Raw genomic sequence first — 23,329 nt, forward strand, 5'->3', positions numbered from 1 at the left:
ACGATTCAGTGTCAATCGTTACCGTTTCACAGAAGATCAACTCATTGCGGGCACGATTCAGTGTCAATCGTTACCGTTTCACAGAAGATCAACTCATTGCGGGCACGATTCATGATAAAGCCTCTCAAAGTCCGTGGGCATCCTCTGTTCTCTCGAACGGGACTTGATAAACCACATATTAGGTTCCTTGGCATGGAGATTCAGGAGCCACAACCATATTCGCTGTAAATCTCAAGTGAATATTGTATCTCCTGAACGAGTAACAGTAAGAAATAGACAAAGAAGGGACTTTCTGTTCGATTTTGAACAGAAAATCCCTTCCTTTTATTTAATAAACCATTAGGCTACAATAATCTTTTACAGTGTCTCGTTTAGAACGGGGAATTATCAGATGGCTTTCCACGCGCAAAAGAATATATCAGTTGATTGGAGTGGAAGGTGGCGACTCCTGGGGGATTAGCGTGACAGGTGAGACCCCGCAAGGCGCGAAGCGACTGAGGAGGCTCTCCGCACGCCCCCCGGAACGCGTCCGCCTGCAACGGAAATCAACGGTGCATAGCAGATGCGCCATTTGTAGATTATGATCCCGTTCAATGTAGAAGAGTATTATTAATAAAAAGTGAAATATCCCCCTATTAAATGTAGGAGGAGAAATAAAAAATTGGTACAAGAAAACCTTGTACCGTCTGATTCGGTGAATGCCGAGAATCTATTAAATAATAATGAGGATGTTTATTTAAATAGTAGTTCTACATCCACCTCAAAGTCATCGATTATTCTGGATTTAACTACCCCTCTTTTTTCATTTTCAATTAATCGATATTGTTTGTCTTCTCCTAATGAGTAAACCATAATGTTGTCTAATATAGGATTGATGATCCAATATTCTTTAACACCATATTTCTGATAAAGATTTGTTTTAAAGATTAAATCATGTGATTGATTAGAGGGGCTAATAATTTCAATAATTAAATCTGGAATACCGACATACTTTTGATCTGTGAAAAAGCGTTTATCACAAATCACGGATAAATCAGGAATTACAACTTTTCTTTCATCGGATTCCTTGTCAACGAGTTCGATATCATATGGAGCAGCAAGCACTTCACAATCTTTATCTTGAAGTAAGTTAAACAACATCGCGGATAGTTTCATGGATATTCGCTGGTGCTCGGTGTTCGGTGAAGGAGCCATATAGACAATTCCATCTATATATTCCATTAGCTGCTCAGATTCCTTTCGCATTTCTTCAAATTCTTCATACGTTACATGTCGACCTTTTGGCAAGCTCAAATGGAAACACCACCTTTAACATATTTCATACCTATATTATATTTGATTTCCTTAATAAGAACAAAACATGATTAAATGTATGTGTACACAGTGAATGTTAACAATTCGTTCCCCTCTTTTAAAAAAATTACAAAATATGAATATGGGGAGCCCTATCTCTAAATCTGACTTCCTTTCTCTCATAAAACAGTCAACGGCATTCGCCATTACTTCACATAAAACATTAAGATCGAAATTAACACAAAATTATTCACGATAAAAAATAAATAGCTGAGTGACTTAAATATACTTCCCAAAAAGCATCTTTCTTTATTTCACGCAAGCGATTGACGGGCTTTAGTTGAGTTGGTATGATAAAAGTAACATATTGTTTGTAGTTATAAAGTCCTATTTCCAGAGATTGCCTTTAGGGGGAAGAAGCATGAAGTCTACAGGTATTGTGAGAAAAGTTGATGAACTTGGCCGTGTAGTGATCCCGATTGAACTTCGCCGCAATTTAGATATTGAGGTTAAGGATTCTGTTGAAATTTATGTAGATCATGATCGAATCATTTTAAAAAAATACAAACCGAGCATGGCGTGTGAATTAACAGGGAAAGTTTCAACGGAAAACGTAGCTTTCGCAGGTGGAAAATTGGTTTTGAGTCCAGAGGGTGCTGAATTATTAATGAAAGAAATTCAGAAGGCCTTTGCTAAATAGGTCTTTTCCAATTGAGACCGTTCAATAATAAAATAAGAGGATAGCGAAAATTTCGCCATCCTCTTATTTTATCTCCCCGATCAAATGCAAATTTCCCTTTTCCACCAAGCTAGCCGAAGCAATCTGAGGATGGCCTATATCGGTTAGGGAAAAAATTAACAGCATACTTAAAAAACTTCCGTCCATTCATCTCGTTGTGCCAACATTTTTTTCGCAATTTCCTTTGCACCTTCAAGACTATGGCTAGCTGCCCACCCACATTGCACTTCATTACAAGCAGGAACTTCAGTAGCAGTAAGTACATCCTTTAACGTTTTTTCTACGAGGTTTAACACATCTTCATAATCATCATGGTTCACCAAAGATAAATAAAATCCTGTTTGGCACCCCATTGGACTAATATCGACAATTTGCTCTGAGTAGTTTCGGCTGAACTCCGCCATCATATGTTCCAAAGAATGCAAAGCGGGCATTTCCATATGCTCTTTATTAGGCTGACAAAAACGGATATCGTACTTACGAATTTCATCACCGTTTTTCCCTTCTTTCACGCCGGCAAGACGAATATAAGGTGCTTTCACCTTTGTATGATCTAAATTAAAGCTTTCTACGTTCATTTTCATCGTTTCTTTCCTCCCCTAATTTTTATCCAGCTTAAGCGCTATACGCTTCCGCCCTTCTTATTCCCCATCAATATGATAAGCTTGGTATACATCGCGTTTCGATATACTCCGGTCGATGGCCGTCTGTTTAATCGCCTCTTTAGAAGATAGACCTTTACGATCTATATAGTATTGTACATGATCTTTAAGATCCAATGTACTCCACCATTGCTCTTCTTCATCTTGAAGGGGCTCGCTACTTCCTTCGACGACAAGGCAGAATTCTCCTCTTATCTCTATATTTTCGGCCCATTGTATCGCTTCATCAAGCGTTCCTCGTAAAAACTCCTCAAACTTTTTCGTTAATTCTCGTGATAATACGATTCTTCTATTTCCAAAAATCTCTCGTATCGCTTTTAATGTTTCTTTCAAACGGTGAGGTGCTTCATAAAAAATGATCGTCGCATTTTGCTTTTGCAAATAATCCAATTCTGACTTTTTCTCTTTCTTTCCTCGTGATAAAAATCCATAAAATAAAAACGGCTGAGCTTCGATTCCAGAAGCAATTAAAGCTGTAATGGCGGCGTTTGCTCCTGGCAAAGGAACAACGGTAATTCCAGCTTCAATAGCAGCACCAACTAATTCATAACCTGGATCGGAGATACACGGTGTTCCAGCATCACTTACTAAAGCAATATTCTCACCTGCTATAAGCTTCTCAACCAACTCTTTCCCGCTCGACTCCTTATTATGTTCATGATAACTAACTAAAGGAGTGTGAATCTCAAAATGAGTTAATAGCTTTTTCGTATTCCGCGTATCTTCCGCCGCAATCCTGTCTACCTCTTTTAAAATACGCACAGCTCGAAACGTCATATCTTCTAAATTTCCAATCGGTGTTGGGATTAAATATAAACTTCCCTTATCCTTAATTTCGGAAAAACTCTTTTGAGACTGCATTCCCTTCACCGTCCTTTAAAAATTGTTCTTTCTTCAACCTAGATAACCTTTTAAATGCATATTCCGCTCGCATAGCTTCACTTTTATTATCGAATTCCTCGGCATAAATCATTTTTACAGGTGACCTTGCTCTTGTATATTTTGCTCCGACTCCATTATTATGTTGTTCTAATCTCCGCTCAAGATCAACTGTGTAGCCACCGTAATAAGAACCATCATTACATTCCAAAACATAGAAAAAGTGGTTACTCGCTTTTTCCATATAATAATTCTCTCACTTCTGGCGTATATTCGTTCTCCTCATTATAGACAAATAATGGTGGCAAAACTTTCAATCCTGAGTTTCCACTTTTAATTCCTTCTATTAAAATCGTATTGGCCTCTTTCCCTAACTTCGGATAAACAAATCGCAATCTTTTCGGTTCGAGGCGAAATTCTCTCATTAGAGAAAGAATATCCATTAACCGTTCTGGCCGATGAACAAAAGCAGCTTTTCCACCTTGCTTGAGTAATTGACTGCTTACTCGAATGACATCTTCAAGTGTGCAATAAATTTCATGGCGTGCTATAGCAAGATGTTCATTCGGATTCATTATATCAGGAGATTTGGATGGAAAATAAGGCGGGTTGCATGTCACAACATCATATTGGTTCAACCCAAGAACGGGTGGCATGTCCTTTAGGTCACCATGAATCATCTCAATTTGTTTTTGTAGCCCATTGTATTCAACACTTCTTATTGCCATATCATATAAGCGTTCTTGAATCTCCACTCCAATTAAGTCTGCTTTCGTACGATTACTTAAAAGCAGTGGTATGACTCCATTCCCGCTACATAAATCAACTACTTTTCCCTTTTGGATAGGTAAATAGGCAAATCGAGCAAGTAATACAGCATCAAGGGAAAAAGAGAAAACAGAGGGACTTTGAATAATCCGTAAGTTCTCTGCAAGTAAATAATCGAGTCGCTCATCAGATTTAAGTTGAATCATATCTTCATTCCTTCTTTTAAGATTAAAAGAGCCCTCCCCATATTAGTTGAGGAAGGCTTGGTCAGTCTCTGGCCTGTTATTTTTTATTTAAAAAAGATAGACAAAACAAGCAATCTTCATCCCCGCGTGGACTACCAAAGTGAATATTACAAATATGGAAGCCTTCTTGATATAACCTCGCTAGATTATCATATCCTTCGCTAATTTCGGATATTTTATCGTAAACACTCCCCGTACCTTTCGAGTGATTCTTGGATACCGAAGACTCTGGGGTTTCTGTATCCATATGCTTGCGCAAATGATCATTCTCTATTTTCAGAGCATGATTTTCCTCAATGAGTTCAGCCAAATATTGCTTAAGCTCACCAAGTTGCTGATATAGTTCCCCAATTTGCATCTCCATGCTGCTAACTGAGTCAAATAACTCCTTTTTATCCATAGATCACACCCCAATTATTCTGTGGCCGGGATAGATGTTGAACGATTCATAATTTCTTCTAAAGAATATTCCAACGTCCGCTCTTGACCTGATAAGTCAACTTGAATTAAACGCTCAAGCATATTTAATCCAACTACTTTCCCAGTGCCATCAGGCGTCTTGATCAACTCTCCAATATCAGGTAATTCAGCCTTTGCGGCCTCATATTCATCATTTTCATATTTAAGACAACACATAAGCCTTCCACAAAGCCCGGAAATTTTAGTAGGGTTTAAAGATAGATTTTGGTCTTTTGCCATTTTAATGGAAACTGGTTCAAAGTCCCCTAAAAATGTTGAGCAGCATAACATTCGGCCACACGGTCCAATTCCGCCTAACATTTTCGCTTCATCTCTAACACCAATTTGTCTAAGCTCTATTCTTGTCCTAAAAATCGCTGCCAAATCTTTAACTAGATCACGAAAATCAATTCGTCCGTCAGCAGTAAAATAAAAAATAACCTTATTACGATCAAAAGTATATTCAACATCAACAAGCTTCATATCAAGACTATGCTCAATAATTTTCTCATTACAAACTTGATGAGCCTCTTTAGCCGCTTGTTTATTTTCCTCTACACTTGTCTGATCTGTTTGGTCAGCTAATCTAATCACTTTCTTCAATGGTAAAACAACATCATGTTCTTCTACCTTTTTTTGATCGGTAACGGCTTTTCCGTACTCAACCCCCCGAGTTGTTTCAACAATCACGTAGTCATTCTTTTTGACTGGAAATTCCCCCGGGTCAAAATAATATATTTTACCGGCCTTTTTAAACCGGACACCTATAACATTATACAAAGATGTGTCCCCCCTGCAATTTTAGCACAAGCTGTTCCATTAACAGCTGAGGATTGATATTTACATTTAATTTCCGTTTGGCTTCCAATATTGCAGTCATTTGTTTGGACAGTCTTCCTGAGGAAATTTGCAGTGCATCCACTTTAAATTTCTCGTGTTGGTCGGGATAGATTAGTTCTGTCTCTTTTCCTAATTGTATATAGAGTATATCTTTATAAATAAATAATAATAGATCTAGTCCTATTTCAAGTTGTTGCTTCTCTTTAAAATGGCCGTTCCACTCTTCATGAAGCGCGGTCATTACATATAGCGGATTTTGTTTCAGGACTTCATATAATTTTAACACTATTTTTCGCGCTTGTGCAAACCAATCATCATCATTCAATTCTAAAGCTTCCTGCAATTGATTCGTTATAGTAGCAAGAAGGGGAGCTTTGACAGAATGAACTCCAGCCTCAATCAATTTCTTCGTCATAATATTGGTTGGTAGTGATTTAAAGGAAATGGCTTGGCAACGAGATAAAATTGTTGGCAGCATACGTTGCGGTTGCTCTGTCAAAAGAATTGCCGTTGTTTCCATGTTAGGCTCTTCTAAAAATTTTAACAGGCTATTAGCCGCAGATATCGTCATCTTTTCTGCATCAACAATGATATATAATTTTTTATTCGACTCTAAACCTGATTTACTAAACTCTTTTCTTAAAGAACGAATTTGCTCTATTTTAATCGATAGACCATCTGGTTCAACAAGGTGAATATCAGGGTGGTTACCGTTTTCAATTCTTTTACAATTAATACAGTGGCCACACGGCTCTACTTCATCTATGGAATTTTCACAAAATAGGCTTTGAGCGACCAGCATGCTTGCTGCCCGCTTGCCTGTACCGCGATCTCCCTCAAATAAATAAGCGTGGGCAACACGGCTTTTTTCGATCCCACTTTTTAATATTTTTGCAGCATATGGTTGTTCTTGCTCAAAGTCTTGCCAATTCATTGTGCTGATCACTCGCTTGTTTACTAAAAGTTAACCATCTATTAAAATTGTTGGAATTGCTCAATCGGTAATACAAATACTGTTGCTCCACCGACTGATACTTCAACCGGATAAGGAATATAAGAGTCAGCATTTCCTCCCATTGGAGAAACTGGTGCCATAAGCTGATCCCGGGATTTACAATTATCTCTAATAATTTGAAGTGCCTTATTGACTCTGACATCTTCCGTTCCAATCATAAATGTCGTGTTACCCGATTTTAAGAAACCGCCTGTTGTTGCAAGCTTCGTAGCTCGAAAATTATTCTCAACTAGCGAACTCATCAAACGATTACTATCCTGGTCTTGTACAACAGCCAAAATTAATTTCATCGGTATGCACCCCTTCAATTATTATGATATCGTCAATACTTGTCTTTATTATATCAGCTATTAACCATTAGTTACAGCTGTGTTTCAAGAATAATTTGAAAATACCTATCCCTTAATGAACATCTTCACTTTTTCCATTACCTGATCATAAACAACATCAAGCGCTTGAGAAGCATCTATTTCTATAATCCTTTCAGGGAATCGATTAATCAGATATTTATATCCTTCCCTTACTTTATAATGGAAATCCAATTTTTCCAAATCTAGGCGGTTTATTTCCCGACCGCTATGCTTTTTAATTCTAGTTAATCCAAGTTCAGGATCAATATCAAAATAGAACGTTTTATCTGGCATTACGTCTTGGATAGCAAATTGATTGATCGATTGCACTTCATCGATCCCTAGTCCTCTAGCATAGCCTTGATAAGCAAGCGAACTATCAATAAAACGGTCGCAGAGGACAATTTTTCCCTCGTTCAAAGCTGGAACAACTTTTTCCACTAAATGTTGTCTTCTTGCTGCTGCGTATAATAATGCTTCGGTCCGTGCATCCATCACTGTATTTTTAGGGTCTAATATAACTTTTCGAATCTCTTCTGAAATTTGTATACCCCCTGGCTCCCTTGTCAAAACAACAGGGTAACCTTGCTTTTCTAGATCGTTTGTTAAGCGATTAATGATGGTTGTTTTTCCTGCGCCTTCTGGACCTTCTACCGTTATAAATAAACCCTGCATTTTGTACCTCCGAAACCTTGCTTGTTGTGGTTTCAGTATAACATTGTATATCAATGTTTAACAGAGTTTCTATCACCGTTATGAGAATACTGCTATTTTCTCATCCTCTAGCTTTTCTGTATCCCCTTGAAAGCGAGCCCCACTTGCTAACAGTCTCTTTAACTGAATAATATGATTCTCTGTGATCTTTTCACCTGGTAAAAACAGAGGAATACCTGGTGGATAAGGAATAAGCATATTTGCTGCTACTTTCCCTATTGCTTGATCAAAACCAATCCATTTTTTGCTCCAATCCGCCATTTCTTGATAAGTAAGCGATAATTCTGTTGTGAAAGGATCATCTTGCAATAGTATATTTTCATTGATTCGGTTCCGTGCTTGCCTAGTTTTCCAAGAAAGTCCATTCATTCTTTGGACTGCTTCACGGAAGGGAAAAGTCATATCCGCTTTCAATAAAGGTAAAACGAGCAAAACGTGAAATGGATCTGCCAATTCAGGGAATATATTTACCTTTTCAAAAAACGCTTGCAATTCAAAACCTGATAAATGATCATGATGAATGATTAATTTTAAAGGATCGTTACTTTCCTTTACTGCTATGCCGGGAATCTCTCCCATCTCCTTTAAAAATTTATCACGTTCTTGAATGGTGTATGTTATATCCTCGTTTGAAAGTTGAGCTAAGTAATGACGAGCATAGTCAAGGGAAACCATTATCGGATAAGATGGACTGCTAGATTGTAAGATATTGAGGTAAAACTCAACTTTCTCCATATTGATCCGATCGCTATTTATATGTAAATAAGAACCCATTGTTAGGGCAGGTAATGTTTTATGAGCAGATTGCACAACCATATCAGCTCCAAGCGAAAGAGCGGATTCTGGGAACGGTTCACCAAGCTGAAAGTGAGCACCATGGGCTTCGTCAATTAAAACAGGTATATTTCGCTCATGAGCTAATTGGATTATTTTTTTTAACTCGTACGTTTGACCATAATAGTCAGGGTAAGTAAAAATACAAGCTTTGATCATCGGATATTGATTGAATGCATGAATGACAGCTTGGAGATCCACACCTGCAGGAATGAATAAATGCTCATCGATTACTGGATTAAGAAAAATAGGTCTCACTTTTGCGAGCATAAGTCCATTTAAAATCGACTTGTGACAATTACGTTGCACTAATACATAATCCCCTTCATGACAGGAGGCCAAAATCATCGCTAAGTTCCCAACAGTTGTCCCATTCACTAGAAAATAACTTTTCCTCGTTCTATATAAATCAGCAAGCAATTGTTGCGCTTCTAAAATCACTTCTTCAGGACTATGTAAATCATCTAAACCAGTTATTTCAGTTAAATCCCATTCACCAATTGGGTGAAGGCTCTCCTCATATAAAGAGCCATTCTTATGTCCTGGTACATGAAAGGAAATCGGCTTTCCTTGCTGATGTTGGAGGACTTTTTCAAAAAGCGGCATTCTATTTTGATTCACAACGATTCCTCACTTTTTTTATGTTATATCTATTGTACTAACAAAATAAAAACCAGGCACCATAGAACGCGCCTGATTTAAGAGTAAATCTTATTTTCTTTAATGACTTTTAATTGTTTAATATAAAATTGATAAGCGGGATCTTTCGTACTTGTCGTCACCATCGCTTTTTCACAATCTGTGCAAATAAACGATGTATATAAATGAATGCCATGCTTCTGAGGTTGTTCGCAAACAATGCACTTTTCCATTCGTCCACCTCCGTAGCATTAGTTTCCCCAATTCCCCTTATTTGTATACACAATTTATAACATTGATCCAATTACAATTATTATTATGCGATAAGGACATTGACTGTGTCTGTACATTCAGAAATAAAGGTGGAATAATCGGCTGAGATGGTGGATGAGCACTCAAAATCGATCGTTACTTGCTATCTTTTGGTTTTAACCGCTATCCGCATTTTTTGACATTGTATGTTAATGTAAGAATTAGAAAAGCAAAAAATCCGCTCAACTGAACGGATTTATCAAAAGATCCAATATTGCAGAGCAGCCAAGGCAGCAACACCGGGAATACCCAAAAATCCAGATATGGTCGAGGTGACGAAATTAATCGGAACATAAATACCAAACTGGTTGCCAATGGCGTTTAAGAAAAATAGAAAAAGAGCACCAATCATTAACTTCATGAATGCTTGGCCAATAAAGCGGAATGCTTTTTTGGACACGCCTGCCATTAATAAAAGAATCACAACTCCAGCAAGGACGGCTATGATTACGTATGACTCCAAGTTCTTCCCTCCCAAGACAATCCTCTACTACCCATTATATGTAGGGATTGTCCGAAAAGAACTTCTACTTCTATGTCATTTTCTTGAGATCTTCCGTATCTTCGCTTCTTTAAACAGAAAAAAATACTTTGATTTTGCCAACAACGCTAAAATATGAAGATCCTCGCTTTCTTCATAGCTCATTTGCTCCAATTCAGATAAATAAAGCCAATCATTTTGTGTATTCTCCATTAAAGTAATTAACTTTTCATTATATTCTTTACGGAGTTTCTTTTTTTCGAACATATTACGCCACCTCAAAATGCTACCTTTTCAAACAGAATCATCTTATTTTATTCATAAAGTTTCTAAAAAATGATCAAAGTTCCCGTCGACCTTCCAATGCCTTCGATAAAGTGACCTCATCAGCATATTCAAGATCTCCTCCGACAGGAAGACCATGAGCAATTCTTGTAACCTTAATTCCTGATGGTTTAAGAAGACGAGAAATATACATCGCTGTTGCTTCTCCCTCAATATTCGGATTCGTTGCCAAAATCACTTCTTGAACCCCTTCATCTTGAAGTCTTTTTAATAAATCGGGAATATTAATATCCTCTGGTCCTATACCCTCCATAGGAGATATTGAACCGTGTAGAACATGGTAAAGACCATTATATTCTTTCATTTTCTCCATCGCAATTACATCTTTTGATTCTTGAACGACACAGATGACAGCTTTATCACGTCTTTGGTCGCTGCAAATATAGCATGGGTCTTGATCAGTAATATGGCCGCAAACAGAACAAAACCCTAAATTCCGTTTTGCATTTACCAATGCCTTTGCAAATTCAAGAACAGTATCTTCCTGCATATCAAGAACGAAAAATGCCAGGCGGGCTGCTGTTTTTGGCCCAATTCCCGGCAGTTTCATAAAGCTGTCAATCAGCTTGGATATTGGTTCTGGGTAGTACATCTATTATAACCTCCTAGAAACCAGGAAGGTTCATTCCCTTTGTGAATTGTCCCATCGTCTGGTTTGTTAAGTCATCTGCTTGTTTCATTGCCTCATTCACAGCAGTTAAAACAAGATCTTGAAGCATTTCGATATCTTCTGGATCGACAACTTCCTCCTTAATATTTACTTCAAGAACTTCCTTATGTCCGGAAACAACAACTGTCACCATCCCACCGCCAGCAGTTCCTTCGATACGCTTTTCACCAAGCTCTTCCTGAGCCTTTTCCATTTTCTTTTGCATCTTTTGCATTTGCTTCATCATACCTTGCATGTTTCCCATTCCTCGCATCATTTCGATGACCTCCAAATATCATTAATTTTTTATTTCTAATAAATCTGGACCAACTAATTTCCTTGCCTCAGCTATTAGTGGGTCTTCTTGCTTTTCATCCGATTCTCCATCCTCTTCATTTTGGGATTGAAGAAACTCTTCACGAATGTGCAACCATTGATCTTCCGGAACTCCGATAAAACGAAGTCGTTTCCTCATAATTTCTTCTAATAAGCTAGAAATAATATCAATAAACTTTTGATTTTCCATAGCCATTTTACAATGAATTTCATATTTGAATTTTAATATGAAAGTTGTTGAAGAGGCAGCTGCTGGCTCAGCATCAATTAACAGTGCTGATTGAGAGCGCATCTGTCTGCTGTTTAACATCTCTAATAAATTTCCCCATCTGCTTTTAACAGCATTCAAATCTTCACGGGTTGCCTCTTTTAACACTTCGCGGATCGCCCTAGTATTAGCTTGAAACCCTTTCGTTGCTCGAGCAGTTCTTCTTGCTGGCTCGGATTTTGGAGTTTCTTCCACTTGTGGTCGATTTGTCTTTAAATGTTCGATTTCCTTTTCAAGATTAGCTATTTTTGAAAGTAAATCTTGGGCCCCCGCCAAGTCGGAAACAGTTTGTTGAGTTTTAACCTCACATAATTTCACAAGGCATACTTCTAAATATATTCGCGCATGGTTGGAAAATTTCATATCTTGCTGAGTCTTATTTAAAATATCCATATAGTCATATATGCTTTCAGGTTGAATAGACTTTGCAAGTTCTACGAAATCATCATCTAGTAGCGCCCGCTCTAACGACTCTTCTAAGTTTGGTGCTGTCTTATAGAGCAATAGATCACGAAAATAAAAAATCAAATCCTCGATTAATCGAGCTGGATCTTTTCCTTCAAAAACTACTTTTTCTAATACAGCCAAGGCATCCGCAATGTTTTTTTCATCAATAGCCCTAACAAGTTTATTCAAATAATTTTGCGACACAGACCCAGTCACAGTTAAAGCATCTTCTACCGTTACTAAATCCGTACTGAAAGAAACAGCTTGGTCCAATAGACTTAAAGCATCTCGCATTCCACCGCTTGCAGCCTGAGCAATAATATGAAGCGCCTTTTCTTCATAACGAAGATTGGATTCATCAGCTATAAACTTCATACGATTGACAATGCTCGCGGCCGTGATTCTTTTGAAATCAAAGCGTTGGCATCGTGAGATAATAGTTAAAGGTATTTTATGTGGTTCCGTCGTCGCTAAAATAAAAATAACATGTTTGGGTGGTTCCTCCAATGTTTTTAACAATGCATTGAAAGCGCCAATTGAAAGCATGTGGACCTCGTCTATAATATAAACTTTGAAAGGTACGGCATTTGGCGCATATTTTACCTTATCGCGAATATCACGAATTTCTTCTACTCCGTTATTCGAGGCAGCGTCAATTTCAATCACATCTGGGATCGATCCATCAGAGATACCTAAACAGGCGGGACATTCATTACACGGCTCCGCTACCGGCATCATTTGACAGTTCACGGCCTTCGCTAAAATTTTCGCTGCACTCGTCTTCCCTGTTCCACGTGGACCCGAGAATAAATAAGCATGGCTTGTCTTTTGCAGAAGGAGAGCATTTTGCAATGTTTTTGTGACATGTTCCTGCCCTACTACATCCGCAAATGTTTGTGGCCTCCATACCCGATATAGCGCCTGATACATCCTGCTCCCCTCCTTTGTTTAATATTTTCGTACATTTTCTATCCTTACTTATTATACCTTATTCTGTATATGATTTACAAAGTGATTATATGAAATGTTGGAAAAGCCTTAGAAGGCTCCCGATCCTCCGCCGCCGCCTCCGACACCTCCACCACCGGAACCGCCGCCAAAGGAATTTGGGCTATCAGATGATATCGATTGTTCATATCTTTGATCAGCTCGCTGAAATCCAGAAGTAAGAATTGGGCCTGTAAATAAATAATAGGATAACATTGAGTCATCTACTCTACTCAATTCTTGATGCCACGGTTCTTTGTTCTGAGATGCGCTATTTGAATCATTTATACCCATCTGATAAATTACAGCCCTCATCCGTGCATCTTCCGTTACTTTTTGCCAATCAGAACTTGAAAAATCATTAAGTTTCATTGAAAATTGCTTCCATTCTTCTTTAATTAAAAGTCCTTCAAAAGATAACGGCTTATAAAAACAAGCAAATAAAATGCTAATAACCATGAGAATGAGAGTGAAGAACGTCATAGACAAGATCCCGTAGTTAATAGAAAAAATGAAGGCAACTAAAGAGAGGAGACTAAAAAGACCAAAAATCCCTCTTATAAATGGCTTAGTTTCCTTTACTCGAAAAAGATTCAGTTCATCCTTCACTGCACGTTTCCATTGATTTATTTTTGGATGATATTTCTCCAAGTTTTTCTTATTATCCATGTACTCATCTAAATGTTGAGATTGAAAATAGCCATCTGTTCCAACCTCATCGAATAACCAGTTCATAAGAATTTTTTCATGTTTATGTTCCACATTTTGATTACTTCGTATAAATTCATCCTCAGAGAGTTGTTCCACATTACCTTTTCGCACAAGGTCAAGTAAAGCGGCCGACACGCTTGGGGATGATAAACTCTTTGTATGAAGAATCGTCGCAGGCATGCTTATTCTTTGAGTTGGAACAATACTATAGTTCCCAGACAACTCCTGCTCAATTAATACACGTTTTCTTTTTGCTAAGATAGCCTCTAAGGCAAACAAGATCAGGAAGATTAACAAAACAATTGGAAGAGTCGTTCCCATGAAGGAAGAGAACTTCTCTTTATTTTCTGCAAACCTTTTTGCTTGTTCTTCTATATCTGCCTTTTCCAGCAAAAGTTGATCTCTTATATTTTTATTGTTCGAAACGCTCATTCCAGGAAAGAGAGTCGAGTCATATGCAACTCGAATGTCCCCATTTTCTTCAGAAGGAACGAACCCAAAGTTATAATGTACGACGCCATTATCCTCAATTGACTGTCTATTAAACGCAGTATCGTAGCCAAATGCAATCACATTAGCGGTCACTTTTGGGGGATGAATAGTGATTATTAAATTTCCATATTCAGATTCATTGCGATTATCGAAAAATGGCCAGTAGAACTCGGTCATATCAACATGCTTCTCCATACTGTTTTTAATGACGTATTGTAGTTCAACCTCAATATTTTCCTTTTTCCCTTTTCGATGAATCTTATATAAATGGCCTTCCTTTTCCACCTTTAGTGTTTTTCCGTCTTCTTTCGCCAAAAAACTCGAAATTTCAGCACCCTTTTTCGGGAATATTTCCCGGGTAATCCCATTAAATTCACTATCAAAGTCATATGAATGAACCTCTTTTACATGAACATCTCCATTTGATTGTAAAAAGGCATCGATTTTAACACTAGAAATAGAATAGTCTACGGCCAAGGCGTTGAGTGGCAGTATTAAGGTAAATAGTATAGTCATGAATAATACTAACTTTTTCATCAATCTATCCCCCCTGTATTACCTTTACGGGATTCATTATAATAAAGTTTCAATAAGCCCGTAAAAAAGTTCTGTTAAGAAAGGCAGTAATACTGCCTTTCTTAACAGAACTCTCTTTAATCATGTGAATACTAGAAATTTCCTATTAATGGTTTTCATGTGGGTACAAAGAAAAGCACTCCATTGATTTGTTGCTTATAAGATATCGATTAAATCAATATTATCTACATAATTTTGAACCTCTTGTGGATCTTTTGCAGTTAAAATAATTCTCTCCGAATCCAATATTAAAATAGTTTGTTCCGTCAGGTTAAGTTTCTTTCTATAATCTTGCTTGTTTTCATCCTCTAAACTAATCATTTGAATATTTTCTATAGGCAAATTTTTCAATCCCTTATCAGAATTTGTAATCTCTAAGATGTCTGTTAATAATTTTTCTTGATCTTCTGGTTTTAAATTACCATAAAAGATATAAATATTATAGAGATCCTCTTTTTTTGATGTCATATCTTTTATCAAATCATCCTTGGATTTAGAACAACTAAATAAAAAAGTAATACATAGAATTATAAATACAGTTCTCCTCATAAAAATACCCCTTTAAATTAAATAAAAAGGGTTCCAAGATTAATTTACTCAGAAACCCTTCTTTCAAGTTATTCAGCAACAATAGAAGCAGTGAATGTTGGTATCGTTAATGTATCAGTTAAAATAACATCTTGGGCTGGGATATTTCCAAAATAATACATTGCCCCTATTCTTATAGTGGCTGAACTAGATACTTGCGCCTTTTTCCCAGCTCCACTAATAGTAGTTATAACTTCCAAATGGTACTTATCGAGGTTGCCATTAGTATTTTCCCCCTCAAAAAAGTCACCTTTAAAATTACTATATTTGCTGTTCATAACACTAATACAATACGTCCTATCAAAAATTGCCGTATAACCTTTTTGGGGAGTAAACCAGAACTATTTACTTTTAATAATATACTAAATATTAGTGAAAGTAAATACTATTCTGAATTTTAGTTTATCGTTTTTCCAATTTTAGTTAAGCTTTTTCCATACTTCAGAGCCCGGCTGGCCGATACCATTAATGCTTATTTTGGGTATGACAAAGAAATGTACTGATTTGTACATTTTTGAAAAGTTGGGAAGGCATAGCGGGGGTGTTGATTTCCGCTCTGGCTGAACGCTTTCCGCGGGGAGTGTCTTGAGCCGCTTCGTCGCTTCGCTCCTGAAGGGTCTCAAGCTGCACGCTTAATCCCGCTGGAGTCGCCAGCCGCCACTCCAATCAACGCGTTTCAAAATCGGTAACCCCTAGTCCTCCAAAACTTTCTGTATTCAATTTATGCATTAAAATCTATAGAGCATATTGGATGAAGGTAGCCCGTTTTTCAGTCCACTTAAAATGTTGAATTCCCTGGGCATCTTTTTCTAAAATAGCTTTCATCCCAGCCGAAAAGCGATACAAATACATACGAATTTTATCCTCTGATTTAATACCACGCGCTCGGCCAATCACCACATGAAAAAAGTCGTTTTTCTTTTCGATCTTCAGTGCCATAAAGGCAATGATCATTGATACAAGAGAGAATAGTAGATTCAATTTCTTTAATGAACGAACCCGTATGTCTTCTAAGCAAAGCTCCTGTTTTTGGACACCGAAACATTTCCTCTATTCCCAGCGTGCAATTTATCGAAAGAACCTCGGTTTTCCTTTTCACTTGTTTATTCGTTAAAAGCACCATTGGGTCTTTCCCGCACCCGTAGACAACAACCATCATCAGCTTTTTCCCCTTAAGAGAGGAAACTTCAACCGCAATATGGGAGATTTTTAAATTGTATGCTTTCCCTTTGATTTCGGAACGAAAGTTGATTTTCCCCTTTCGTCTTAGTGCTAAATCCCGAACAGATAGCTTTTTATTTTGATATAGAAGATGACGATTTTTCTCTAATCGAATGATGAAATCATCGCCTTGTTGGAAAATTTCTTTAATCGTTTGTACATTGTCATAGCCGCGATCCATCACAAATGTCGCCTTTTTTTCACGAAGTAGACCACGGACTTGCCTTAGACCTTTATACGTTTTTTCATTTTCACTGATAAATCCCTGTTGGGACGATGGTATAAGTGCGAAAGACGGGAATCGGGTGTTTCATATTCTTTCCGACTGCGATCATATTCGTTGTCCAATAACCTTTTTCGAATTTATTAGTGGAACCATCTCGAACCATTCCCAGCGCCTCCATCCCTATGAAAAGGGTTTAATGATTTCTGAGTTATCGACAATAACCAAATTGTCTTTCTCCTTTAGCTGGTGTTGAAATGAAAACTAAAGCAAAAAAGGCAAAAATAAAACCCACTCACATAATGTGAATGGGTTATTGATCGAAATGGAAGGTCGCACACCTTCCTCTGACTGTATACCATAGGCGTTACTCAAGCAGTTAGCTCGACCCAGGCTACCCCGCGGCACATGAGAGCGTCCACTTAATGCTGCTTCCTTCCGGACCTGACATGGTTCATGGATTCTCATTGCGCGGGACCCGGGTGTCTACACCACTTACTTGAGGCAGGCCCTACAGTACAGGCAGCCTCGGGAAGGGATTCAACCCCGCTAGAGCGGATTGCGGGTTACAGGGCTCCGCTATTTCCCCGTCTAGTGCGACTGTTTTTAGTATACCGTTTTTAACATTATAAATCAATGGCAACAAATAACATTCTATTTTCTATGACCGCATCTTGTATTAATTTCGAACTAAAAAAATCCACTTTTCTATCTGGGATGTATGACTCTATACTAGCTATGCACTCCATAATATGCATTAAATAGAGTTTATCATTTTTCATAATTGAATTGCTCCATTTAATACATCTTCCTTCATACTCCAATGAAGGGACTTTTCTGTTACGATATCTACCCTAATACGAAGCAAATCTTCAACTTGGTCCTTAAAACGAATCAAATCAAATAAACTTCTCCCCTCCTCAAAATCAACCAGTAAATCAAGATCACTTGTAGGTCCATCCTCTTGTCTGGCTACTGAACCAAAAACCCGTACATTTTGGATACCGTGTTCACTTGCAATTTTTAAAATGAGGCTACTCTTTTCTTGGATAACATCGTATAACATAACCCATACCTCACATTCATCAATATCTTTCAATTCAGTATATCATGATATTCCTTAATGATTCTCCATTTTTTTAGCCTTTTTCTTTTCCCGGATTCCTCGAAAGAAGTCACTTAGCAACTGACCACATTCGTCTTTCAAAACCCCATCTATTACTTCACATTGATGATTAAACCTATCGTCTTGAAGTAAATTCATCAATGTTCCAGCACACCCCGCTTTTGGATCAGAGGCACCAAAAGTTACTTTTTTTATTCGTGACAATAGGATCGCTCCAGAGCACATCGGACAAGGTTCCAATGTGACATATAATTCCGCATTCTCAAGGCGCCATGTGCCAAGTTCGCGACATGCTTTTTCGATCGCTAAAAGTTCAGCATGAGCAACTGCATTTTGCTCAGTTTCTCGCAGATTATGAGCTCGGGCAATGATTTTACCATCTAAGACAATAATCGCTCCAATTGGAACTTCATTAATTTCCCTAGCCTTTTTCGCTTCTTCTATTGCGATTTTCATCCATTTTTCTTCCATAAAACATTTCTCCATTTATAAAAAGTCGGATAATCTTTGTGAATAAAGTCTATTCCACTCCTTTCAATCATAAAATGATGACAGCCATTTCATGCTTGAAAGGAGTAATTTCATGCAAATTCATGTTGTTGAACGTAATCAAACACTGACATCCATTGCTTCAAGATATAGTGTTTCTCCCAATATTATAACAGAAGCTAATCAACTTCCTAATCCAGATCAATTAGTCGTAGGTCAGGCACTTGTAATTCCTATTTATGGAAGCTTCTATTGGGTGCAAAGTGGAGATAGTCTCTGGTCGATTGGACAAAAATTTGGAATCCCCTTTCAGGAATTAGCACGTATAAACGCAATCCCTATTAATCAACCGCTTCATGTGGGGCTTCGCCTTTATATTCCTCAAAGGCAAAAATCAAATCGGGAGTTTAATGCCTATGTTGAACCTATTGGAAACACTGTATCAGAGGTGCTTGAAAATAGCGCAAGGGAAGCAGCACCTTATTTAACCTATCTCGCTCCATTTGCTTATTTAGCGAAAAATGATGGGGCATTAGCAGCTCCTCCCCTTAACCAATTCCCTGCTATTGCTAGAGCTAATAATAATACTTTAATGATGGTCATTGCGAATCAGGCAGAGGGGCAATTTAATTCTGAACTTGCTCATACTTTGCTAACGAATCAACAAATTCAAAATACCTTTTTAAACAATATTATTAGTGAAGCTAAACGGATCGGTTTTAGGGATATTCATTTTGACTTTGAACGATTATTTCCTCGAGATCGTGAGGCCTATAATCAATTTTTAAGAACAGCAAGCACTCGATTACACAATGAAGGAATGTTAATTTCTACAGCATTAGCACCCAAAACTAGTTCCGAGCAACAGGGAGAATGGTATGAGGCGCATGATTACCGAGCTCACGGCGAAATTGTCGATTTCGTTGTGATCATGACCTATGAGTGGGGATATAGTGGCGGTCCTGCAATGGCAGTATCACCGATCGGTCCTGTTCGGAATGTATTAGAATACGCTCTGTCTGTTATCCCATCTAACAAAATTATGATGGGCCAAAATTTATACGGCTATGACTGGACACTTCCATTCGTGCAAGGAACAACTGCAAGGGCAGTCAGTCCCCAGCAAGCCATTCAAATTGCCGCTCGAGAAAATGTTGCGATTCAATATGATGAACAAGCACAAGCACCATTCTTTACCTATACGGCGAATGATGGAAGAAATCATGAGGTCTGGTTTGAAGATGCTAGGTCAATACAAGCAAAATTCGACCTTGTTAAAGAACTTAACCTTCGCGGCGTATCCTACTGGAAATTAGGACTATCCTTCCCACAAAATTGGTTGCTCATTACAGATAACTTCAATGTAGTGAAAAAATAGTAAAAAATGGTCGCCATTATGTCACATGGCGACCGTTTGAGTTAATATTTATGTTCGGGGTTGATGAAGATTGATTAAGATCAATTACGCTGATTCTGTCTTCATACGAATCCTATTGTTTTACCCAATAACAGCCTTTCCTCTCATATATGGACGAAGAACCTCTGGAACAACAACAGTCCCATCAGCCCGCTGGTAATTTTCTAAAATTGCTGCAACAGTTCGACCGATGGCTAATCCTGAACCATTTAATGTGTGAACATGTTGTGGCTTAGCGTTCGCTTCAGGGCGGAAGCGAATATTGGCACGTCTTGCTTGAAAAGCTTCAAAATTAGAACAAGAAGAAATTTCTCGATACGTTTGGTAGCTTGGTAACCACACTTCCAAATCATATTTCTTAGCAGCTGTAAATCCAAGATCTGCCGTACACATGCTCAATACTCGATAGGGAAGACCGAGCAACTGCAACACTTTTTCTGCATGACCCGTTAATAACTCTAATTCTCGATAAGAATCCTCAGGCTTCACGAATTTTACCAATTCTACTTTATTAAATTGATGCTGGCGGATCAGTCCGCGAGTATCTCGTCCTGCTGATCCCGCTTCAGAACGGAAACAGGCGCTATAGGCAACATAATTCAAAGGTAATTTTTCCACATCTAAAATTTCATCGCGATGATAGTTAGTAACTGGAACTTCTGCTGTTGGAATTAAGAAATAATCTTCTTGTTCTACTAGGAAAGCATCTTCTTCAAATTTAGGGAGTTGCCCTGTTCCTGTCATACTTGTACGATTCACCATATATGGAGGCAACACTTCCTGATAGCCATGTTCATCCGCATGAAGATCCATCATAAAACTAATTAGAGCTCGCTCTAAACGAGCACCAAGACCTTTATAAAAAACAAAGCGACTACCCGCTACTTTTGCCGCTCTCTCAAAATCGAGTATTTCCAAATCTCCTGCGATTTCCCAATGTGGCTTTGGTTCAAATTCAAAATCCTGCACTTCTCCCCATTTACGAATTTCAACATTATCGTCTTCTGTCTCTCCGACTGGAACACTTTCATGTGGAATATTAGGAATTGATAAAAGCAAATGATTCAATCGTTCCTCTACACCTCGAAGATGCTGATCTAATTCTTTTATTTCTTCACCAACAGTACGCATCTCGGTGATCATTTCATCTGCGTTCTGCTTTTCCTTTTTCATTTTAGCAATTTGTTGGGAAACCTCGTTCCTTTTACTTTTCAATTGCTCGACTTTTAAAATGGCTTCTCGCCGCTCCTGATCTAGGCTTTCAAACTGGCTTAAATCACTTAAATCCTCTCCACGATGTTGCAGTCTTTCCTTAATATCTGCAAAATTTTCGCGTAAAAATTTCATATCTAACATTGACTTTAACCTCCTAAGGAAAAATAAAAAACTCCCATCCCTAATATAGGGACGAGAGTTAACCCGCGTTGCCACCCAAATTGAAGGCAAATAATACCTTCCACTTGATCAATAACGGTTGATACCGAAAATGCTTACTAGTTTATTCCGTTCGGCATTTTGCTCAAGGATGGATTCATGAAGCTGCATCACCAGTTTTCACCAGCCACTGGCTCTCTATAGATTACAACATCATTACTATTTCCTCTCATCACATTTTCATATAATTTTCCCATACTATACTATATGGAGAAAGTAATTGCAAATTTCATTGGAGTGATTTTTTTACCATTTGAACAAAGAATTGTGTAAACCGATCATCATCTGTCAATTCGGGATGAAAAGAACATCCGAGGAACTGCCCTTCCTTCACAGCAACTATTCGTCCTTCATACTTAGCAAGTACTTCAACATTTTCCCCAGCTTCTTTAATATGAGGAGCCCTAATGAATACGGCAGTCATTTTTTGATCCTCTGCAACTTTTGCTATCGGAATATCTACTTCAAAGCTTTCCCGTTGTCTGCCAAAGGAATTCCGTTCCACTGTAATATCCATTAAACCTAAATGGGATCCAGATTGTCCCGAAATCCGCTTAGCTAATAAAATTAGGCCGGCACATGTTCCAAACATTGGCTTACCTTGAACAGCAAATTGTTTCAAAGGTTCTAGCAATTCGTATCGATCTATAAGCCTACGCATCGTCGTGCTTTCTCCACCTGGTAGAATCAAACCATCAACTTCAGTTAATTGTTCTGCTGTTTTAATAACAATTGGTTCTGCACCGCAGTTTTGAACAGCACGAGCATGTTCGCGAACCGCACCTTGTAGCCCGAGAATACCAACCTTCACCATTTTACCACCCGCGTTCTTGCATACGATTTTCAGGTGATAAAGTAGATATTTCAATTCCCTTCATTGCAGAACCAAGCCCTTTAGAAAGTTCAGCAATTTTCGCATAATCTTGGAAATGAGTTGTTGCTTCGACGATCGCACGAGCAAACTTCTCAGGATTTTCCGATTTAAAAATACCTGATCCTACAAATACTCCATCAGCACCAAGTTGCATCATTAAAGCAGCATCTGCTGGTGTAGCAACTCCGCCAGCTGCGAAATTAACGACTGGTAAGCGGCCAAGCTGTTTAATTTCTAACAGCAACTCATAAGGAGCTCCAAGTAGCTTTGCCTCTGTCATTAACTCATCTTCACTCATAGCTACTACTTTACGAATTTGTGCATTTACTTTACGAATGTGGCGAACTGCCTCCACAATGTTCCCAGTTCCCGGCTCTCCCTTTGTTCGAAGCATGGATGCTCCTTCACCAATACGGCGAGTCGCTTCTCCCAAATCACGGCATCCGCAAACAAATGGAACTGTATATTCCTTTTTATTTAAATGAAACTCTTCATCAGCAGGTGTTAAAACTTCACTTTCATCAATATAATCTACACCCATTGCCTCTAAAACTCGTGCTTCCACAATATGTCCAATTCTAGCTTTTGCCATGACAGGAATAGATACAGCATTCATAACTTCTTCTACGATCGTAGGATCTGCCATTCTTGCAACTCCACCTGCTTTACGTATATCAGAAGGTACGCGTTCAAGTGCCATAACAGCAACGGCTCCAGCAGCTTCAGCTAATTTAGCTTGTTCTGCATTCACTACATCCATAATGACGCCGCCCTTTTGCATCTCAGCCATACCACGCTTTACTCGATCAGTGCCTGTTTTCATCTAAATTCTCCCCTTAAAATCAATATTTATTTCTCTAATTAAAACTATCGGAATAATTGGATCATATTTTTAGTTAACTACAAGAATGCTTCC

29 protein-coding genes, 1 other RNA gene and 1 other annotated feature are annotated in these 23,329 nt (G+C 38.1%); of the genes, 2 read left to right on the forward strand and 28 right to left on the reverse strand.

Annotated elements, in window-relative coordinates:
• Positions 1-732: 732 nt before the first annotated feature.
• Positions 733-1,293 carry a Uma2 family endonuclease gene (locus tag BN1243_RS14035; RefSeq protein WP_062107801.1) on the reverse strand — a complete coding sequence of 187 codons (561 nt, stop codon included), beginning with the start codon at positions 1,291-1,293 and terminating at the stop codon, positions 733-735.
• 421 nt (positions 1,294-1,714) lie between these two features.
• Here BN1243_RS14035 and BN1243_RS14040 point away from each other — a divergent pair, with 421 nt between their 5' ends.
• Positions 1,715-1,993, forward strand: a complete 279-nt coding sequence (locus tag BN1243_RS14040; protein WP_062107803.1) for an AbrB/MazE/SpoVT family DNA-binding domain-containing protein — start codon at positions 1,715-1,717, stop codon at positions 1,991-1,993.
• Positions 1,994-2,160: 167 nt separating this feature from the next.
• On the opposite strand, the gene BN1243_RS14045 is transcribed toward BN1243_RS14040, so the two are convergent.
• From BN1243_RS14045 to tadA, 24 genes are all read right to left on the reverse strand, one after another.
• Positions 2,161-2,616, reverse strand: coding sequence for an S-ribosylhomocysteine lyase (locus BN1243_RS14045; RefSeq protein ID WP_062107805.1), 456 nt, complete (start codon positions 2,614-2,616; stop codon positions 2,161-2,163).
• Positions 2,617-2,673: 57 nt separating this feature from the next.
• Positions 2,674-3,555 (reverse strand): 16S rRNA (cytidine(1402)-2'-O)-methyltransferase, encoded by an 882-nt coding sequence (gene rsmI, locus BN1243_RS14050; RefSeq protein WP_062107807.1) that lies wholly within the window; start codon positions 3,553-3,555, stop codon positions 2,674-2,676.
• Positions 3,524-3,817, reverse strand: a complete 294-nt coding sequence (locus tag BN1243_RS14055) for a GIY-YIG nuclease family protein (RefSeq protein WP_062107809.1) — start codon at positions 3,815-3,817, stop codon at positions 3,524-3,526. Before BN1243_RS14055 ends, rsmI begins: the two co-directional genes overlap by 32 nt.
• Positions 3,801-4,547, reverse strand: a complete 747-nt coding sequence (locus BN1243_RS14060) for a tRNA1(Val) (adenine(37)-N6)-methyltransferase (RefSeq protein ID WP_062107811.1) — start codon at positions 4,545-4,547, stop codon at positions 3,801-3,803. The genes BN1243_RS14055 and BN1243_RS14060 overlap by 17 nt, the downstream gene beginning before the upstream one ends.
• Before the next feature lie 76 nt (positions 4,548-4,623).
• The gene (gene yabA, locus BN1243_RS14065; RefSeq protein WP_062107813.1) at positions 4,624-4,986 is read right to left on the reverse strand and encodes a DNA replication initiation control protein YabA; all 363 of its coding nucleotides are present in this window, start codon (positions 4,984-4,986) and stop codon (positions 4,624-4,626) included.
• 14 nt (positions 4,987-5,000) lie between these two features.
• A complete protein-coding gene (locus tag BN1243_RS14070; protein ID WP_062107815.1) occupies positions 5,001-5,825 on the reverse strand; it encodes a PSP1 domain-containing protein in 825 nt (274 codons plus the stop codon).
• A complete protein-coding gene (holB, locus tag BN1243_RS14075; RefSeq protein ID WP_062107818.1) occupies positions 5,818-6,819 on the reverse strand; it encodes a DNA polymerase III subunit delta' in 1,002 nt (333 codons plus the stop codon). The genes BN1243_RS14070 and holB overlap by 8 nt, the downstream gene beginning before the upstream one ends.
• A gap of 41 nt (positions 6,820-6,860) precedes the next feature.
• Positions 6,861-7,190, reverse strand: a complete 330-nt coding sequence (locus BN1243_RS14080; RefSeq protein WP_062107820.1) for a cyclic-di-AMP receptor — start codon at positions 7,188-7,190, stop codon at positions 6,861-6,863.
• Positions 7,191-7,295: 105 nt separating this feature from the next.
• Positions 7,296-7,925, reverse strand: coding sequence for a dTMP kinase (gene tmk / locus BN1243_RS14085; RefSeq protein WP_062107822.1), 630 nt, complete (start codon positions 7,923-7,925; stop codon positions 7,296-7,298).
• 78 nt (positions 7,926-8,003) lie between these two features.
• A complete protein-coding gene (locus BN1243_RS14090; protein WP_062107824.1) occupies positions 8,004-9,419 on the reverse strand; it encodes an aminotransferase class I/II-fold pyridoxal phosphate-dependent enzyme in 1,416 nt (471 codons plus the stop codon).
• Between the two features lie 77 nt (positions 9,420-9,496).
• Entirely contained in the window at positions 9,497-9,670 is a 174-nt protein-coding gene (locus BN1243_RS14095) for a sigma factor G inhibitor Gin (protein WP_062107826.1), read from the reverse strand.
• Between the two features lie 278 nt (positions 9,671-9,948).
• Positions 9,949-10,212 (reverse strand): pro-sigmaK processing inhibitor BofA family protein, encoded by a 264-nt coding sequence (locus tag BN1243_RS14100; protein WP_062107827.1) that lies wholly within the window; start codon positions 10,210-10,212, stop codon positions 9,949-9,951.
• A gap of 75 nt (positions 10,213-10,287) precedes the next feature.
• The gene (locus tag BN1243_RS14105; RefSeq protein ID WP_062107834.1) at positions 10,288-10,497 is read right to left on the reverse strand and encodes a YaaL family protein; all 210 of its coding nucleotides are present in this window, start codon (positions 10,495-10,497) and stop codon (positions 10,288-10,290) included.
• 73 nt (positions 10,498-10,570) lie between these two features.
• A complete protein-coding gene (recR, locus tag BN1243_RS14110; RefSeq protein WP_062107836.1) occupies positions 10,571-11,167 on the reverse strand; it encodes a recombination mediator RecR in 597 nt (198 codons plus the stop codon).
• A gap of 13 nt (positions 11,168-11,180) precedes the next feature.
• Positions 11,181-11,501, reverse strand: coding sequence for a YbaB/EbfC family nucleoid-associated protein (locus BN1243_RS14115; RefSeq protein WP_195892112.1), 321 nt, complete (start codon positions 11,499-11,501; stop codon positions 11,181-11,183).
• 21 nt (positions 11,502-11,522) lie between these two features.
• A complete protein-coding gene (dnaX, locus tag BN1243_RS14120) occupies positions 11,523-13,205 on the reverse strand; it encodes a DNA polymerase III subunit gamma/tau (RefSeq protein ID WP_062107838.1) in 1,683 nt (560 codons plus the stop codon).
• 108 nt (positions 13,206-13,313) lie between these two features.
• Positions 13,314-15,002, reverse strand: coding sequence for a DUF2207 domain-containing protein (locus tag BN1243_RS14125; protein WP_062107840.1), 1,689 nt, complete (start codon positions 15,000-15,002; stop codon positions 13,314-13,316).
• Positions 15,003-15,197: 195 nt separating this feature from the next.
• The gene (locus BN1243_RS14130; RefSeq protein WP_062107842.1) at positions 15,198-15,590 is read right to left on the reverse strand and encodes a hypothetical protein; all 393 of its coding nucleotides are present in this window, start codon (positions 15,588-15,590) and stop codon (positions 15,198-15,200) included.
• A gap of 68 nt (positions 15,591-15,658) precedes the next feature.
• Entirely contained in the window at positions 15,659-15,907 is a 249-nt protein-coding gene (locus tag BN1243_RS22135; RefSeq protein WP_154669860.1) for a hypothetical protein, read from the reverse strand.
• 593 nt (positions 15,908-16,500) lie between these two features.
• Complete coding sequence (locus tag BN1243_RS14140; protein WP_084781930.1) at positions 16,501-17,133, reverse strand: transposase; 633 nt, start codon at positions 17,131-17,133, stop codon at positions 16,501-16,503.
• Positions 17,102-17,239, reverse strand: a complete 138-nt coding sequence (locus BN1243_RS22140) for a hypothetical protein (protein WP_154669861.1) — start codon at positions 17,237-17,239, stop codon at positions 17,102-17,104. Before BN1243_RS22140 ends, BN1243_RS14140 begins: the two co-directional genes overlap by 32 nt.
• A gap of 167 nt (positions 17,240-17,406) precedes the next feature.
• Positions 17,407-17,673: signal recognition particle sRNA large type (gene ffs / locus BN1243_RS14145), an RNA gene on the reverse strand.
• A gap of 178 nt (positions 17,674-17,851) precedes the next feature.
• A complete protein-coding gene (locus BN1243_RS14150) occupies positions 17,852-18,139 on the reverse strand; it encodes a nucleotidyltransferase family protein (protein ID WP_062110639.1) in 288 nt (95 codons plus the stop codon).
• A gap of 54 nt (positions 18,140-18,193) precedes the next feature.
• A complete protein-coding gene (gene tadA, locus BN1243_RS14155; protein WP_062107848.1) occupies positions 18,194-18,670 on the reverse strand; it encodes a tRNA adenosine(34) deaminase TadA in 477 nt (158 codons plus the stop codon).
• 112 nt (positions 18,671-18,782) lie between these two features.
• Here tadA and BN1243_RS14160 point away from each other — a divergent pair, with 112 nt between their 5' ends.
• Positions 18,783-20,066 carry a glycoside hydrolase family 18 protein gene (locus BN1243_RS14160; RefSeq protein ID WP_062107850.1) on the forward strand — a complete coding sequence of 428 codons (1,284 nt, stop codon included), beginning with the start codon at positions 18,783-18,785 and terminating at the stop codon, positions 20,064-20,066.
• Positions 20,067-20,186: 120 nt separating this feature from the next.
• Here BN1243_RS14160 and serS read toward each other — a convergent pair whose 3' ends face one another.
• The 3 genes from serS to pdxS form a co-directional block, all read right to left on the reverse strand.
• Complete coding sequence (serS, locus tag BN1243_RS14165) at positions 20,187-21,461, reverse strand: serine--tRNA ligase (protein WP_062107852.1); 1,275 nt, start codon at positions 21,459-21,461, stop codon at positions 20,187-20,189.
• Between the two features lie 44 nt (positions 21,462-21,505).
• Positions 21,506-21,721: a binding site (T-box leader), on the reverse strand.
• Between the two features lie 47 nt (positions 21,722-21,768).
• Positions 21,769-22,353, reverse strand: a complete 585-nt coding sequence (pdxT, locus tag BN1243_RS14170; RefSeq protein WP_062107855.1) for a pyridoxal 5'-phosphate synthase glutaminase subunit PdxT — start codon at positions 22,351-22,353, stop codon at positions 21,769-21,771.
• A 1-nt stretch (position 22,354) separates the two neighbouring features.
• The gene (pdxS, locus tag BN1243_RS14175; RefSeq protein ID WP_062107857.1) at positions 22,355-23,236 is read right to left on the reverse strand and encodes a pyridoxal 5'-phosphate synthase lyase subunit PdxS; all 882 of its coding nucleotides are present in this window, start codon (positions 23,234-23,236) and stop codon (positions 22,355-22,357) included.
• Positions 23,237-23,329: the final 93 nt, after the last annotated feature.

It is taken from the genome of Bacillus niameyensis (genome assembly GCF_001375535.1).
GTDB lineage: Bacteria > Bacillota > Bacilli > Bacillales > Bacillaceae_C > Lederbergia > Lederbergia niameyensis.